Genomic DNA, 15,554 nt, shown 5'->3' with positions numbered 1-15,554 from the left:
AAACAGGTAAGCGAGGAAGGTCCGGGGGACCTTTTTAGCTTTAGCCTTGAAACTCGAGAGCAAGAATAGCCTCCAGTGGAGGTTTTCAGCCTCTCACCCTGAAATAAGAAAGTGAGGTAGTATCATGAAAGCAATCGGTACGCAAATATTACAAACAGAACGTTTGATTTTAAGAAGATTTGTGGAGAGTGATGCGGAAGCCATGTTTCAAAATTGGGCTTCGTCTGCTGAGAATCTGACCTATGTCACCTGGGATCCTCATCCTGATGTTGAGGTGACTCGGAACTCGATTCGAAATTGGGTTGCATCCTATACTAATCCCAACTATTACAAATGGGCGATTTGTCTCAAAGAAAAACCAGAACAAGTAATCGGAGATATCAGTATCGTTGAGATGGATGATACCGATTCAAGTTGTGAAATCGGTTATGTCTTAGGTAAAGCCTACTGGGGTCGTGGCATTATGACGGAGGCTCTAATAGCTGTTCTAGAATTCTGTTTCACTCAGCTCGACTTACAAGGCGTGAAAGCTCGCTATGCTAGCCTCAATCCAGCTTCAGGTCGTGTCATGGAGAAGGCAGGGATGTCCTATTTGAAAACCGTTATCAATGGTGTTGAGCAGAAAGGTTATCTTGCGGACCTTATTTATTATCAGATAAGTAGGGAGGACAGGTGATTTCTTTTCTGTTTCTATCAAAGTCAGACCTTGTCTGGCTTTTTTTGCACCTTTTTTTAAATAATCTGATTAAATTCCTATTTTTCCCTATCATTGTCCCTATTTTTTCTTGATTTTTGGAGCTATAATAGTCCTATCAAATCAAAGAATGGAGGAAGGCAATGGATAATATAATCTTTTTTATCAGTGTTTTTCTTGCTGGAATTCTTTCCTTCTTTTCTCCTTGTATCTTACCCTTGTTACCGGTCTATGCAGGGGTCTTGTTGGATGATAAAGATGGTGCTCAGGCTTCTAGCGGCAAATTTTCAATCTCAATTGTTAGTTTATTGAGAACTCTAGCTTTTATAGCGGGGATTTCCTTTATCTTTATCCTACTGGGTTATGGCGCTGGCTTTTTAGGAGACTTTTTGTATGATTCTTGGTTTCAGTATGTGACGGGTGCAGTTATCATTCTCTTGGGCTTGCACCAGATGGAGGTCTTACATTTTCAGGGACTCTACAAGGAAAGAAGGCTACAACTAAAGAGACAGGAGCAAAAGGGTAAGGGCTATAGTCAAGCATTTTTACTGGGGTTGACTTTTAGTTTTGCTTGGACGCCTTGTGTAGGGCCGGTTCTTGGTTCTGTTTTGGCCTTGGCGGCTTCAGGTGGCTCAGGTGCTTGGCAGGGAGCTGGTCTCATGTTGGTGTACACGTTAGGTTTGGCGCTACCATTCTTGGTTCTAGCCTTAGCCTCCAGCTATGTTTTGAAACATTTCCGAAAACTACATCCCTACCTCGGAACCCTCAAAAAAGTGGGTGGTTTCCTCATAATCGTAATGGGAATTTTGGTGCTTTTGGGAAATGCTTCTATTTTGACAAGATTATTTGAATAGAGAGGAAGAAGAAATGAAAAAATGGCAAACATGTCTCCTTGGAGTCGGATTAATCTGTTGCTTGGCAGCTTGTTCGGCTAAAAATATGTCAGATGAATCTACTATGAAGGAGCAAACTAAAATAGAACAAGTCAGTTCGCAAACTGCGACTAAAGGTCAGGCGGTTGCTGATTTTGAATTGACAGGAGTAGATGGCAAGACCTACCGCTTGTCTGATTATAAGGGTAAGAAAGTCTATCTCAAATTCTGGGCTTCTTGGTGTTCCATCTGTCTAGCCAGTCTACCAGATACGGATGAAATTGCTAAGGATGCTGGTGATGATTATGTGGTCTTGACGGTGGTGTCTCCTGGACACAAGGGGGAACAAGCTGAAGCAGACTTTAAGAACTGGTATAAGGGTTTGGATTATAAAAATTTCCCAGTTCTAATTGACCCGTCAGGCAAACTTTTGGAAAGCTATGGTGTCCGTTCTTATCCAACCCAAGCCTTTATAGACAAGGAAGGCAAGCTGGTCAAAACGCAACCTGGTTTTATGGATAAGGATATGATTTTAAAAACATTGAAAGAAATGGGGTAGAGAAAGATCATGAATGATAAAGTAAAATTGTTTGTCTTGGCAGGAATCTTTTTCCTAGCTATAACCGGTTTCTATTTTCTATTGATGCGAAATGCAGGGCAGACAGATAGCTCGCAAATTGAGAAAGCATCAGTTAGCCAAGGAGGAAAAACAGTGAAAAAAACAGAAGTGAGTAAAGATGCAGACTTGCACGAAATTTATCTGGCTGGAGGTTGTTTCTGGGGAGTTGAGGAATATTTCTCACGCGTTCCCGGGGTGACAGATGCCGTTTCAGGCTATGCAAATGGTAAAGGTGAAACAACCAAGTATGAATTAATCAACCAAACAGGTCATGCAGAGACAGTCCATGTCACTTATGATGCCAAGCAAATTTCTCTCAAGGAAATCCTGCTTCACTATTTCCGCATTATCAATCCAACTAGCAAAAATAAACAAGGAAATGATGTGGGAACCCAGTACCGTACGGGTGTTTATTACACAGATGACAAGGATTTAGAGGTGATTAACCAAGTCTTTGATGAGGTGGCTAAGAAATACGACCAACCTCTAGCAGTTGAAAAGGAGGCCTTGCAGAATTTTGTAGTGGCTGAGGATTACCATCAAGACTATCTCAAGAAAAATCCAAATGGCTACTGCCATATCAATGTCAATCAGGCTGCCTATCCTGTCATCGATGCCAGCAAATATCCAAAACCAAGTGATGAAGAATTGAAAAAGACCTTGTCACCTGAGGAGTATGCAGTCACTCAGAAAAATCAAACAGAACGAGCTTTTTCAAACCGCTACTGGGATAAATTCGAATCCGGTATCTATGTCGATGTGGCAACTGGCGAACCCCTCTTTTCATCAAAGGACAAGTTCGAGTCTGGTTGTGGTTGGCCTAGTTTTACCCAACCAATCAGTCCAGATGTTGCTACTTACAAAGAAGATAAGTCTTACAATATGACACGCATGGAAGTTCGGAGCCGAGTTGGAGATTCTCACCTTGGCCATGTCTTTACGGATGGACCACAGGACAAGGGTGGCTTGCGCTACTGTATTAATAGTCTCTCTATCCGCTTTATTCCCAAAAATCAAATGGAAGAAAAAGGCTACGCTTATTTACTAGATTATGTCGATTAAGAGGGCTTTCCTAAGCAGTTAGAGGAGAATTTTGCTATACTGATACTAGTAAGTGACAAAGGAGAGAAGCATGACCTACACAATCTTAATCGTAGAAGATGAATATCTGGTAAGACAAGGCTTGACCAAGCTGGTCAATGTAGCAGCCTACGATATGGAAATCATCGGTCAAGCTGAAAATGGAAGACAGGCTTGGGAATTGATACAAAAGCAGGTTCCAGATATCATTTTAACCGATATCAATATGCCTCAGCTAAATGGCATCCAGTTGGCCAGTCTGGTCCGAGAAACCTATCCTCAGGTGCATCTAGTTTTTTTGACAGGCTACGATGATTTTGATTATGCTTTGTCTGCTGTCAAACTCGGTGTGGACGACTACCTGCTCAAACCCTTTTCTCGTCAGGATATTGAGGAAATGTTGGGGAAAATCAAGCAAAAGTTGGATAAGGAAGAGAAAGAAGAGCAGTTACAAGATTTATTGACCGATAAGTTTGAGGGAAATATGGCCCAGAAAATCCAATCCCATCTGGCTGATAGCCAATTTAGTTTAAAATCTTTAGCCAGTGACTTGGGATTTAGCCCGACTTATCTGAGTTCTTTGATTAAGAAAGAGTTGGGCCTGCCTTTTCAGGATTATCTGGTGCGAGAACGTGTCAAACAAGCTAAGCTTTTGCTTTTGACTACAGATCTGAAGATTTATGAGATTGCAGAAAAGGTTGGCTTTGAAGATATGAATTACTTTACCCAACGCTTTAAACAGATTGCGGGTATGACGCCTCGTCAGTTTAAGAAGGGGGAAGGTAGATGAAACGTTCGTCTCTTCTAGTTAGAATGGTTATTTCTATCTTTTTGGTCTTTCTCATTCTCCTAGCTGTGGTTGGGACTTTCTACTATCGATCTAGTTCATCGGCCATTGAGGCTACAATTGAAGGCAATAGCCAAACGACTATCAGTCAGACTAGCCACTTTATCCAGTCTTATATCCAAAAACTAGAAACCACCTCGACCAGTTTGACCCAGCAGACGGATGTCCTAGCCTATGCTGAGAATCCCAGTCAAGACAAGGTAAAGGGAATTCGAGATCTATTTTTGACCATCTTGAAGGCAGATCAGGACTTGAAAGCTGTTGTGCTGGTAACCAAGTCTGGTCAGCTCATTTCTACAGATGACACTGTGCAGATGAAAACATCTTCAGATATGATGACTGAGGACTGGTACCAAAAGGCCATTCATCAGGGAGCTAAGCCAGTTTTGACTCCAGCTCATAAATCAGATAGTCAATGGGTTATTTCTGTCACTCAGGAACTTCTTGATGCAAAGGGAGCCGATCTAGGCGTTCTTCGCTTGGATATTTCCTATGAAACTCTGGAAGCCTATCTCAATCAACTCCAGTTGGGTCAGCAGGGCTTTGCCTTTATCATCAATGAAAACCATGAATTTGTTTACCATCCTAAGCATACAGTTTATAGTTCAGCTAGCGAAATGGAAGCTATGAAACCCTACATTGAGACAGGGCAGGGCTATACGCTCGACCACCAATCCTACGTCAGTCAGGAAAAGATTGCAGGAACTGATTGGACGGTGCTTGGCGTGTCATCACTGGAAAAGTTAGACCAGGTTCGGAGTCAACTCTTGTGGACCTTGCTTGGGGCTAGTGTCACATCACTTCTTGCCTGTCTCTGCTTGGTGTGGTTCAGTCTCAAGCGCTGGATTGCCCCTTTGAAGGATTTGAGAGAAACCATGCTGGAAATTGCTTCTGGTGCTCAAAATCTTCGTGCCAAGGAAGCGGGTGCTTATGAACTGAGAGAGGTGACTCGCCAGTTCAATGCCATGTTGGATCAGATTGATCAGTTGATGATAGATATTCGTAGGCAGGAAGAAACGACCCGTCAGTACCAACTTCAAGCCCTATCAAGCCAGATTAATCCGCATTTCCTCTATAACACTTTGGACACTATCATCTGGATGGCTGAATTTCAGGACAGTCAGCGAGTGGTTCAGGTGACCAAGTCCTTGGCAACCTATTTCCGCTTGGCGCTCAATCAAGGTAAGGATTTGATTTGCCTGTCTGACGAAATTAATCATGTCCGCCAGTATCTCTTTATCCAAAAACAACGCTATGGAGATAAGCTGGAATACGAAATTAATGAAAATCCTGCCTTTGATAAGCTAGTCTTGCCCAAGCTGGTCCTACAGCCCTTAGTAGAGAATGCCCTGTACCATGGCATTAAGGAAAAAGAAGGTCAGGGACATATTAGAGTTTCTGTTCAGAAACAGGATTCAGGATTGGTCATCCGTATTGAGGATGATGGGGCTGGTTTCCAAGATGCTAGCGATAGTAGTCAAAGTCAGCTCAAACGTGGGGGAGTTGGTCTTCAAAATGTTGACCAACGGCTCAAACTTCACTTTGGAGAAGATTACCAAATGAAGATTGATTCTATTCCCTCAAAAGGTACGACAGTTGAAATATACATAAATAGAATAGAAACTAGCTAACTCCCAGTCAATTCTGGGAGTTTTATGCGTAATTGGGCAAGCTTTCTAGGTTGTCTATCTTGCTAAAAACAAGAAAAAACGATATGATAGATAATGACAAAAGAGGTATCAAGTATGAAGGAAAAAGACATTCAAAGAGAAACAAGCCAGATTGTAAAAGATGTATTAGAAAAGGCTAATTTGAAGCAAGGATCTATCTTTGTTTTGGGTCTTTCTTCTAGTGAGGTGATAGGTGGTCAGATTGGCAAGGAATCCAGTCAAGAAATTGGGGAAATCATTGTGAAGACCATCCTAGATATCCTAGAGGAAAAAGGAATTCATCTAGCTGTTCAAGGTTGTGAACATGTCAATCGGGCCCTCGTTGTTGAACGTCAGGTGGCAGAGCAGTTTGGTCTGGAAATCGTCAGTGTCCTTCCTACCCTTCATGCAGGAGGTTCAGGTCAGTTGGCAGCCTTCAAGTTTATGCAAGATCCAGTTGAGGTTGAATTTATCAAGGCTCATGCTGGATTGGATATTGGAGACACTGCGATTGGCATGCATATCAAGCATGTGCAGGTTCCGATTCGCCCTCTTTTGAGAGAAATTGGGCATGCCCATGTAACGGCTCTTGCTAGCCGTCCAAAATTAATTGGAGGTGCGCGTGCGCATTATCCGCAAGATTCTATTAGAAAGTCATAAGAATGAGAAAAACAAAACAACAACTTGAAAAAATTACTAAATATTCCATTCGCAAGTTAACTGTTGGGGTTGGTCCTGTAGCCATCGGGGCCTTCCTTTTTGGTGCTAGTACCCTTTCAGTAGATAAGGTGCAAGCCAATGAAGTGGGTGGTGCTCATAGTATTCATTACCGATATTTGGCGGAGCAGGAATTGACCGAGTCTGAAAAAGCCCTGATTCATCATGAAGTTCCTACAGAATTTCAAGATGATGATATTCTCTATGTAGTTTATCGCAAGAAGGCGACTAACAGTCAACAACTTCCTTACACAGGAAGTAAGGAACTTGCATTAGCAGGTCTTGGCTTGGCAACGGCCTCGCTAGCGGTTCTATTAGTTTCAAAGAAACACCGCAGTAAAGTACTTGGGGTTCTGTTAATCAGCTCTATTGGAGTCAGCAATTTTGTACCTTTTACTGCCTTTGCATTTGAAAATAAAGAGTTACTTTCTTATAACCAAACTATTTCGGCTTCTACACATGAAGGTTTGGCTGAAGGGATTATCCACATTGATGGCTATGAATACATCGGTTACTTCAAGGAAGCAGAACTTCACCCATCAAGACCAGCTTCAGCTGAGAAGCCTCAGTTGCCAGTAGAAAAGCAAAGTGCAAATGAAATCGAGAAGACAGAAGTAGTTCAAGAAACACCAGTTTCTGAGAAACCTCAGACAAGACTGGAAGAGAGCTTAGTGGATATTCCTTTTGAAACAGTCACAAGCCCAGATACCAATCTAGCAGAAGGACAGACTCGTATCGTCACAGCTGGAGTAAATGGTCAGCGTCGCATTGTAACCAAAGTATCGATGGTTAATGGTCAAGAAGTTAGAGAAGTCATCGAAGACCAAGTGGTTCAAAATCCTGTTTCGCAAGTCATTGCAGTCGGAACTAAGAAAGAAGAGCAACCTGCCCCAACTCCAGTACCACAAGCTGAACCAACTCATCAAGTAGCTAAAGGAACGCAAGAGGCAGGCAAAGAAGGTCAAGCCTTAACGCAACCAACCTTACCAGAGGCTCCAGTTGAAGCAAAAGGAACGCAAGAGGCAGGCAAAGAAGGTCAAGCTCTAACACAACCAGAACTTCCAGAAGCTCCAATCACAGCAAAAGGAACTCAAGAAGAAGGTAAGGCAGGACAATCTCTAACACAACCCGAATTGTCAGAGGCTCCAGTTGAAACGAAGGGCACTCAAGAAGAAGGTAAAGCAGGTCAAGCTCTCACACAGCCAAAATTACCAGAAGCCCAAGTAGAAGTAAAAGGTACACAAGAGGAAGGTAAAACTGGCCAAGCCCTTGTACAAGAACAGTTACCTGAGTACAAAGTAACTGAGGGAGCGGTTACGAAAGAAACTACTACTGAGATTGACTATAAGACAGAAATTATCGAGGATCCAACCAAATATACGGATGAAGAAACTGTAGTTCAAGATGGAGAAAAGGGCAGTAAAATTACCAAAACGACTTATAAGACTCTCGAAGGTGTTGAGACTGACCAAGTTTTAAATACAACAACTACTGTTGTCAAAGAACCAGTCACTAAAAAAATAAGCCGTGGGACAAAACCAATTGAAGGAACTCTGGTGGAAGAAAGTCTTGAAAAGATTCCATTTAAGGAAGTTCTTAAAGAAGATGACCAACTTAAAAAGGGTGAAAGAGTTACTGTCCAAGAAGGAAAAGATGGGCAGAAAAAAGTTACCAAGACTTACAAAACTATCAAAGGTTTAAAAACTGAAGAAGCACCGAAAATTGTGGAACAGGTTCTGGAGTTAGACCAAGATCGTATCGTCAAATTAGGAACTAAAAACTTTGAAAAACCAATCTTAAGTTTGTCACTTGTTGATGTTAATGATTTGAAACGATCATCTCAAATTCGTTATAATTTGGAAAATCCAAGTAAAGCAGCCATTAAATCTATCACTCTAACTCTGAAAAAGGGTGATGAAATTGTTAAAACTTTGAATGTTTCACCAGACGACTTGACAACGACCTTGACAGATTTGCAGTACTACAAGGATTATAAACTTGAAACTAAGATGGTTTATGACCGTGGTGAGGGTGATGAGGAAGAAGTTCTGAAAGAAGAACCGCTAAGAATTGACCTCAAAAAAGTTGAAATCAAAAACATCAAAGAAACAAGCTTGATGAGTGTGGACGCTGATGGTAACGAAACAGATACTAGTTTGCTTATAGAAAAACCAGCTGATGTTGCTCCGCTTTATCTACGAGTAACCACTCATGATAACAAAACAACCAGACTGGCTGTTGATAAGATTGAAGAAGTCACAGTTGATGGCAAGACCTTGTATAAGGTCACTGCCAAAGCACCTGATTTGATTCAACGTAATGCTGATAACACACTTAAAGAAGAGTATGTTCATTACTTTGAAAAACAAAAAGCAAAAGAAGGTAATGTTTACTATAACTTCAAAGAATTAATTGAAGATATGCAAAAAGAACCGACTGGTACCTTTAAGCTTGGTGCAAATCTTAATGCTGCAAATGTGAAACCAGCAGGAAAATCTTATGTTACAAATGCTTTCAAAGGAACATTAACAAGTACTGATGGTAATAAATTTACCATTAGCAATATGAACAGACCTTTATTCGGTGATATTGTCGGTGGTACAGTAAAAGACCTACTACTTGAAAATGTAAATATCGACATGCCAGGAACCGATAGAATCGCACCGATAGCTAACGTTATTAAAAATAATGCTACTGTAGAGAATATTAAAGTAACAGGTAACGTTGTTGGTAACAATGATGTATCTGGTGTTATTAATAAAATTGATGGCAGCGGAAAATTAAGTAACGTTGCATTCATCGGTAAAGTCCACGCCGCTGGAAATAAAGGTGGTTACTTAACAGGTATCGTCGGTGAAAACTGGAAAGGTATTGTAGAAAAAGCTTATGTTGACGCTGAAATCACAGGTAACAAAGCTAAGGCCGCCGGAATTGTATATTCATCTCAAAATGGTGGCAACAACAGCACTTTAGGTAAAGAAGGTACTCTTCGAAATTCTGTAGCAAAAGGCTCTATCGAACTGAAAGAAGCTGTTATGTCTGGTGGCTTATTAGGTACTAACTGGGCTTTAGGAGCTATAGAAGACAACATCACTATGATGAAAGTTAAGACAGGGGAAATGGTCTTCGGTCACTCTGATATCGATGCTGATGACTACTTCACATACTCTAGAACGAAACGTAACTATAGTGTTGAAGGTGTAAGTGAAGGTAAAAAGACTTATAAAAACTCAAATAAAGTCCCTAGCATAAGTCAAGAAAAAGCGGATGAATTAATCGCTAAAATGGGAATTACTGCTGATAAATTCGAAAGCACACTTCCTGTTGAAGACAAACTGAACAACATTGTAAGTAAGGCTGATCAATACAAAAATATTGATGACTACGACGCATCTCGTGAGCTTGCTTACCGTAATATCGAAAAACTTCAACCATTCTATAACAAAGAATGGATTGTTAACCAAGGTAACAAGATTCCTGCTGGCTCTAAATTATTAACTACAGAAGTTTTGTCTGTTACTGCTATGAGAGGAAATGACTTTGTCACAGACCTTACAGATGCTGATCACATTATGATTCATTATGCAGATAAGACGAAAGAAATTAAATCTATTACACAAAAAGAATCGAAGGTTCAACAAGTTCGTGAATATAGTATTAACGATTTAAGTGATATTGTTTACACACCAAATAGGGTTGTTAAAGATCGTGCCGATTTAATCAGTGCTATCGAAAGTAAATTGAGTCCAGTTGAATTGCAATCTGATGATGTTTACAAATTATTCGGAAAAAATGGTGACGGAAAAGTTAACGCAATTAAGAACCTATACTTAGAAGAAAGCTTCAAGTATGTTAAAGATAATCTTAATCAATTCGTTACGAAGTTAGTGGAAAATGAAGATCACCAACTGAACACAGATGAATCCGCTAAACGTGCCTTGATTAAGAAAATCGATGACAACAAAGCAGCAGTTCTTCTTGGTTTGTCTTACCTCAACCGTTACTACGGAGTTAAATTCGATGATTTTAACATTAAAGAGTTAATGTTATTCAAACCTGACTTCTACGGTAAGAATGTTAGTGTCCTAGATAGAATCATCAATATTGGTTCTAAAGAAAACAATGTAAAAGGTGACCGTACTCACGATGCATACCGTGAAGTGATTGCCGGTGCTACTGGTAAAGGTAATTTGCATGAGTTCTTGAAATACAATATGGAACTCTTCACAAGTGATACCGACTTAAATGATTGGTTTATTCATTCAACTAAAGAGAATGTCTATGTTGTGGAACCAACAACGACAAATCCTGCATTTGTAGACAAAAAACATAGAGCTTACGAAGGTTTATACAATGATGTTCATGGTAAGATGATTTTACCATTGTTAAACTTAAAAGATGCACATATGTTCTTAATTTCAACATACAATACTATGGCATATAGTTCATTTGAAAAATATGGTAAGTATACTGAAGCAGAACGTGAAGCATTTAAAGCAGAAATTAATAAAGTGGCTAAAGGTCAACAAAATTACCTAGACTTCTGGTCTCGTCTATCATTAGATAAAGTTCGTAACCAACTGCTTAAGAGCAATAACATGGTTCCAACACCAGTACTAGATAACCAAAACTATAAAGGTATTAGCACAGATAAATACGGACATACTGCTAGTGGTAAAGATGTTGCGCCAGTACGTGAATTATATGGACCAACAGGTCGTTATCATGCAACTGATGGACGAATGGGAGCGGTAGCTCGTGTTTATCCTAAACCATATAAAGATGATTCTGTTTTCTTCATGGTGACAGATATGATTAGTGACTTTGGTATTTCAGCCTTTACTCACGAAACGACACACGTAAATGACCGTATGGTTTATTTAGGAGGTTCGGGACATCGTGAAGGTACGGACTTAGAAGCATTTGCTCAAGGGATGTTACAATCTCCAGCTGAATCAAGTCCAAATGGAGACTTTAAAGCATTAGGATTAAATATGGCCTATGAACGTCCAAACAACGGAAATCAATGGTATAACACGAATCCTAATGATCTTGCATCTCGTGAAGAAATCGATCATTACATGAAAGGTTTCAATGATACCCTCATGCTTCTTGATTACCTTGAAGGAGAAGCTGTCATTGATAAAGGCAGTAAAGAACTAAACAACGCTTGGTTCAAGAAAGTAGATAAGAAACTTCGTGGAGCTAATACGAAGAACCAATACGACAACGTTAGAGATTTAAATGCAGAAGAAAAAGAATATAATTTAACATCTGTTAATGACTTAGTAGAGAAAAACTTCATGACTAAGCACGGTCCTGGTAATGGTCAGTATGATCCAACTGGATTCGGTTCTGCTTATGTAACTGTGCCTATCACTGCAGGTATCTACGGAGGTAATACGAGTGAAGGTGCTCCAGGAGCAATGTCATTCAAACATAACACCTTCCGTATGTGGGGTTACTTTGGATATGAAAAAGGCTTCCTAAATTATGCTTCTAACATGTTGAAAAATGAGTCTAAAAAAGCTGGTCATGCTACTCTAGGTGATGACTTTATCATTAAGAAAGTTTCTGATGGTAAATTTAATACTCTAGAAGATTGGAAGAAAGCATACTTCAAAGAAGTTGTTGATAAAGCGAAAGCAGGATTTAACCCTGTTACAATCGACGGTACTACATACAGTAGTTATGATGACTTGAAGAATGCATTTGCTGCAGCTGTTGATAAAGATAAAGCTACTCTTAAAAATGGCTCAGTTAAATTTGATAATACTGTATCACTTAAAGAGAAATTATTTAAAAAACTTCTTCAACAAACAAATAGCTTTAAAACTTCAATCTTTAAATAATTGAAATCTCTCATCTGCTTTGCGGATGAGGGTTTTCTTATTTTGTGCTATACTTAAGATATGCATAGAAAAACAGTGATTGATTTTAGGGCTTTGGGGGAGAGATACACCTTTACCCAGCCTATTAAAGAGTTAAAAACGAGAGATTTAGCAGAAGTGGTAGATTTGCTGGCACAAGTGGAAAGCTACCAAGAGCAAGGCTATTATGTGGTGGGCTATGTCAGCTACGAGGCTGCACCTGCTTTTGAGGAGAAATTAGCAGTTCATAAGGCTCCTCTACTGGGCGAGTATCTGCTATATTTTACAGTTCATGATAGCGTAGAAACTTCTCCTATTCCTCTGACTTATGATGAGGTTGATTTGCCTTCTGATTGGCAGGAAGTGACGTCTGCAGAGGATTATGAAAAGGCGATTGCTCAGATTCACCATCATTTGCGGCAGGGAGACACCTATCAGGTCAACTACACTGTCCAACTCAAGCAAGATTTAAGTGCTAATCCTTTTGCCATCTACAATCGTATGGTGGTAGAGCAGGAGGCGGGCTACAATGCCTATGTTGAACATGACGAGCTGGCAGTGATTTCCATGAGCCCAGAGCTCTTTTTTGAGCAGAATGACCGTGAGTTGACAACGCGACCAATGAAGGGAACGACTCAGCGGGGAGTGACTGATCAAGAAGACTTGGAGCAGGCCAGTTGGTTAGAACAGGATCCCAAAAATCGCTCTGAAAATATGATGATTGTGGACCTCTTGCGCAACGATATGAACCGTATTTCTGAAGTGGGAAGTGAGCATGTGGAGCGTTTGTGTCAAGTGGAGCAGTATTCGACTGTCTGGCAGATGACTTCGACCATCAAGAGTCGGTTGCGAGAGGATGTTGACCTTGTTGAAATCTTCCGTTCTCTCTTTCCTTGCGGTTCCATAACGGGAGCTCCTAAAATTGCGACTATGGAGATTATAAAGGACTTGGAGCCACAACCGCGTGGAGTCTACTGTGGAACCATTGGTCTTTTGCTTCCAAATGGACGACGCATTTTTAATGTTGCTATCCGGACTATTCAACTGCATCAAGGGAAAGCCATCTATGGAGTTGGCGGAGGCATTACATGGGATAGCACTTGGGAATCTGAATACCGAGAGGTTCATCAAAAGGCGGCTGTTCTCTATCGTAAACAAGCTCGTTTTCAGCTGATTACTACTGGAAAAATCAGCCAAAAGAACTTGTTGTTTGAAGAACAACATCTGGAAAGACTGAGAAAAGCTAGTCGATATTTTGCTTATCCTTTTGATCCAGAAATTTTGAGACAAAAGATTGAAGCAGAGTGTCAGGCTTGTGATGATAATCAAGATTACCGTCTACGAATCAGTCTCAACAAGTCTGGAGAGATAGAACTCAGTCGTCAAATCCTAACACCCCTTAGTTCACATTTCTGCCAGGCCAAACTTTGCCTTCAGGAAGCCAATTTGCAACAAGCCTTTACCTACTTCAAAACGACTCATCGACCGCATTTGAGTCTAGGGGAGCAAGAAATCATTTACTATAATGTAAAAGGAGAACTTCTTGAAATCTCTATCGGAAATTTGGTTCTGAAAATCTCTGGGAAACTCTACACACCGCCTATCCGACTGGGAATCTTGCCAGGAATTTATCGTCAGCATTTGCTGGAAACAGGACAGGTAGAAGAGAAAATTTTAACCTTGGCAGATTTTGCCCAAGCAGAAGCTATTTACGGTTGTAATGCAGTGAGAGGCTTGTATGAGTTGCAAGTGATAGGATTGTGAGTTTTAGCTATTAATAGTTTCTAACAGTTATTAATATTTTGTTAGTGTTAATTTTTGATGAGATATCATGTTGTGTTGTAATGTAACCGTAAACAATAAAAATTTAAAGGAGAGTTTTGGCGATGAAGTCAAAAACAGTTTGAGTGACAAGCATAGCGGTTGCAACATTAGGTTTGGTCTCTCTTTTAGATACAACAGGAGTTCTTCCGCTTTCAGCGCAAACGATGCAGGCTGACACACAAGAAGAGTTTAAAGAGGCCATTAAGAAGCTGACTGATAAAAAATCAACTACTTCAACTCCAAAACAAGATGAAAAATCAAAACCAACACTAAAACCCGATGAAAAACCAACACCAAAACCTACAGTTCAGTCTGGTTGGGTAGGTTCATCCTATTATCAAGATGGTAAAAAAGTCACTAGTAAGTGGATTTTTGATAAAAAATATAATTCATACTTCTATCTAGATGCATCAGGAAATTATGTTCAAAACGCTTGGGTAGATAACTACTATCTCAAATCAGGCGGATACATGGCTAAAAGTGAATGGATTTACGATAAAAACTATGGATCATACTACTACTTGACTACAGAAGGCAGTTACGCTCGTAATACTTGGGTAGGAAATTACTATCTTAAATCAAACGGTAAGATGGCTAAGAGTGAATGGGTTGATGGAGGTCGTTACTATGTAGGAGCTAATGGATTATGGGAAACCAAATCATCAACCAATAGTGAATATTCTGCTGCTTTAGAAAAGGCAAAGAGATATAACTCGTGGGCAAATATGTCTAAAAAACGCTTATATAAGCAATTAACTTCAAAATATGGAGAAAAATTTCAAAGTGATGCTGCACAATATGCCATCGATCATTTGAATGCAGATTATAAATCAAATGCCTTAGCTAAAGCAAAGAGTTATCGAAAATTACTTAAGAACTCGAAGTCAGCAATTTATAATCAACTAGTCTCTCCTTATGGTGAAGAATTCACAGAAGAAGAAGCGAATTATGCAATTCAACATCTTGACGACTAATTATTTAGAATAAATATTTTAACACCAATTAACAAGTCAAGTGCAACAAAGTTGTTCCTCTAATTAAGAGAGTATCTTTAAAGCTGTTTGAGTGAGCTCAAACAGCTTTTTTGCGGACTATAGCCAAGTTCAAAATAGAAGGTTTTCCTATTGTCTTTCCACCTAGAACAGAATGGATTTTCCAATTTCAAAAAGGGGTTGGAGTTTATAGGTGTGAACAAAGGCATCTATGCTATGTCCCGTTGGTTTCTCCCCAGTCTATGAGCAAACTCAGCTGGTTTGAGTCCTACGTTTAAATAAGCTTCAATTTCTACTCGCTCAGCTTCAGATTAGTGCTTGTATAGTTATTATTTTAATGTAAAAAAGATTAAGGATATGGTATACTATAAGTGTAAATCATAAGAAAAG

Annotated in this window: 10 protein-coding genes and 1 pseudogene; all 11 read left to right on the top strand. The window is 39.9% G+C overall.

Features of this window, described 5'->3' with window-relative positions; translation table 11 throughout:
• Positions 1–124: 124 nt before the first annotated feature.
• The 11 genes and pseudogenes from N8O80_RS07740 (at position 125) to N8O80_RS09740 (ending at position 15,146) form a co-directional block, all read left to right on the top strand.
• Positions 125–676, top strand: a complete 552-nt coding sequence (locus N8O80_RS07740) for a GNAT family N-acetyltransferase (protein ID WP_261027672.1) — start codon at positions 125–127, stop codon at positions 674–676.
• A 161-nt stretch (positions 677–837) separates the two neighbouring features.
• A complete protein-coding gene (gene ccdA2, locus N8O80_RS07735) occupies positions 838–1,548 on the top strand; it encodes a thiol-disulfide oxidoreductase-associated membrane protein CcdA2 (RefSeq protein ID WP_261027670.1) in 711 nt (236 codons plus the stop codon).
• Between the two features lie 13 nt (positions 1,549–1,561).
• Positions 1,562–2,125, top strand: coding sequence for a redoxin family protein (locus N8O80_RS07730; protein WP_261027668.1), 564 nt, complete (start codon positions 1,562–1,564; stop codon positions 2,123–2,125).
• Positions 2,126–2,134: 9 nt separating this feature from the next.
• Positions 2,135–3,247: a peptide-methionine (R)-S-oxide reductase MsrB gene (gene msrB, locus N8O80_RS07725; RefSeq protein ID WP_261027666.1), complete on the top strand. Its 1,113-nt coding sequence runs from the start codon at positions 2,135–2,137 to the stop codon at positions 3,245–3,247.
• 70 nt (positions 3,248–3,317) lie between these two features.
• Positions 3,318–4,055, top strand: coding sequence for a response regulator transcription factor (locus tag N8O80_RS07720; protein WP_261027663.1), 738 nt, complete (start codon positions 3,318–3,320; stop codon positions 4,053–4,055).
• Positions 4,052–5,743: a cache domain-containing sensor histidine kinase gene (locus N8O80_RS07715; RefSeq protein ID WP_261027661.1), complete on the top strand. Its 1,692-nt coding sequence runs from the start codon at positions 4,052–4,054 to the stop codon at positions 5,741–5,743. The genes N8O80_RS07720 and N8O80_RS07715 overlap by 4 nt, the downstream gene beginning before the upstream one ends.
• A 114-nt stretch (positions 5,744–5,857) precedes the next feature.
• Positions 5,858–6,421, top strand: coding sequence for a TIGR01440 family protein (locus tag N8O80_RS07710; RefSeq protein ID WP_169435202.1), 564 nt, complete (start codon positions 5,858–5,860; stop codon positions 6,419–6,421).
• Positions 6,422–6,423: 2 nt separating this feature from the next.
• A complete protein-coding gene (locus N8O80_RS07705) occupies positions 6,424–12,330 on the top strand; it encodes a ZmpA/ZmpB/ZmpC family metallo-endopeptidase (protein ID WP_261027656.1) in 5,907 nt (1,968 codons plus the stop codon).
• A 60-nt stretch (positions 12,331–12,390) separates the two neighbouring features.
• Positions 12,391–14,112: an aminodeoxychorismate synthase component I gene (pabB, locus tag N8O80_RS07700; protein ID WP_261027653.1), complete on the top strand. Its 1,722-nt coding sequence runs from the start codon at positions 12,391–12,393 to the stop codon at positions 14,110–14,112.
• A gap of 224 nt (positions 14,113–14,336) precedes the next feature.
• Positions 14,337–14,990: pseudogene (locus N8O80_RS07695) on the top strand (Ltp family lipoprotein); the annotation flags it as partial.
• A complete protein-coding gene (locus N8O80_RS09740) occupies positions 14,985–15,146 on the top strand; it encodes an Ltp family lipoprotein (protein WP_314732583.1) in 162 nt (53 codons plus the stop codon). The pseudogene N8O80_RS07695 and the gene N8O80_RS09740, both read left to right, overlap by 6 nt.
• The last annotated feature ends 408 nt before the right edge of the window (positions 15,147–15,554 follow it).

The organism is Streptococcus mitis, from assembly GCF_946190155.1.
In the GTDB taxonomy this organism is placed as follows: domain Bacteria; phylum Bacillota; class Bacilli; order Lactobacillales; family Streptococcaceae; genus Streptococcus; species Streptococcus mitis_CL.
Note: the sequence above shows the minus strand (reverse complement) of the source record. Positions and strands in the feature narration are given on the sequence as shown.

Bases quoted from the DNA above. Each gene is read 5' to 3' on its own strand.
- N8O80_RS07740 (WP_261027672.1), top strand. From the start codon at position 125: ATGAAAGCAATCGGTACGCAAATATTACAAACAGAACGTTTGATTTTA.
- ccdA2 (WP_261027670.1), top strand. From the start codon at position 838: ATGGATAATATAATCTTTTTTATCAGTGTTTTTCTTGCTGGAATTCTT.
- N8O80_RS07730 (WP_261027668.1), top strand. From the start codon at position 1,562: ATGAAAAAATGGCAAACATGTCTCCTTGGAGTCGGATTAATCTGTTGC.
- msrB (WP_261027666.1), top strand. From the start codon at position 2,135: ATGAATGATAAAGTAAAATTGTTTGTCTTGGCAGGAATCTTTTTCCTA.
- N8O80_RS07720 (WP_261027663.1), top strand. From the start codon at position 3,318: ATGACCTACACAATCTTAATCGTAGAAGATGAATATCTGGTAAGACAA.
- N8O80_RS07715 (WP_261027661.1), top strand. From the start codon at position 4,052: ATGAAACGTTCGTCTCTTCTAGTTAGAATGGTTATTTCTATCTTTTTG.
- N8O80_RS07710 (WP_169435202.1), top strand. From the start codon at position 5,858: ATGAAGGAAAAAGACATTCAAAGAGAAACAAGCCAGATTGTAAAAGAT.
- N8O80_RS07705 (WP_261027656.1), top strand. From the start codon at position 6,424: ATGAGAAAAACAAAACAACAACTTGAAAAAATTACTAAATATTCCATT.
- pabB (WP_261027653.1), top strand. From the start codon at position 12,391: ATGCATAGAAAAACAGTGATTGATTTTAGGGCTTTGGGGGAGAGATAC.